Source organism: Aeromonas sp. 1HA1, assembly GCF_029237385.1.
Taxonomy (GTDB): Bacteria; Pseudomonadota; Gammaproteobacteria; order Enterobacterales; family Aeromonadaceae; genus Aeromonas; species Aeromonas popoffii.
Window position 1 is genome coordinate 1 of the sequence record NZ_JAACGC010000182.1, and the last position, 1050, is coordinate 1050.

Sequence of the window (1050 nt, forward strand, 5' to 3'; positions counted from 1 at the left end):
CCCACTAAACTGGACGGCCAAATTATATATATCGTTGAAGAACGCCCCGAAAAACTCGTTCAACCATTCCATGTCATCACCTCTTAAAAATAACCATCAATGCCACGAAGTAAAAAATAAACATCATTAACGCCGCCAACGTTGACCAAAAATCAGCAGAGGGCGGACAAACTGAATAATCCTTACCGTACAAACTAAAAAAATCCAAACATTTCATGGGCTCAGCAGAGCCATAAAAATTAAATGAGAATATCCGCTTCATATCCTCGCTAATCGCTTTATAGCTCCCAGTGAGAGCATTGTTCGCCTCATCTAACTTACCCTGCATGGTAGGCAAATCAAAAAAGCAATTGGCGCCACCTTCACAACCCTTTGACTCATAGGATGCACCACGAACAGAAAGCGGCGTGGACTCAGAGCCCGGCATTTTAGAATAATCAATATCCACGCCAGAACCATCCCCACCACCATTGCCACTTCCATTACCACTGCCATCAGGCAACGCCGCAGCGAGCATGCGCACATCGTTAGCCATGTAACCCACAACCTCATTTATTTCCTTGAGGTATTCCGATGATTTATCAGCGCCACCCGTAGAGCCACCCGTATTACTTCCAATATCACCACCAGAAATGGCAGCCGCCAAATTCTGCATGGTTTCATTCATCTGCATAATCTGACCGGCCATGCCATTCGCACCCAGTGCACCATTAATTGCGAATATCTCACCTATCACGCTACCAGTATTCATACGAATGTCATATAAGGTGGCAGCATCGCGATCAAACTTACCAAATATGTCATCGAATTTCTTATCCCAATATTCCCTCGACAAACCCAGCCCATCACCTTCAGAACCACCGCCCGTGTTCTTGGCTATCTCTTCAAGATAATGCTCAGAGCGTGCCGCAACAAGCTCGGCGCCTTCCAATCTTGAATTTGCAACACGATTATATTCTGAGATTTCTTTTAAAAACTGCTGGGCCGCCTCAACGGAATTAACAGCACGCTGAGACAGGCCACGAATTTCATTAACCGCACTATAAGTGA

The 1050-nt window shown here is 45.4% G+C and carries 1 protein-coding gene; it reads right to left on the bottom strand.

The annotated features are described in order from the left end of the window. Nucleotides 1-76 precede the first annotated feature (76 nt). Nucleotides 77-1050: hypothetical protein (locus GWQ22_RS21525; RefSeq protein WP_275931632.1), on the bottom strand; the 974-nt coding region annotated here is incomplete at its 5' end.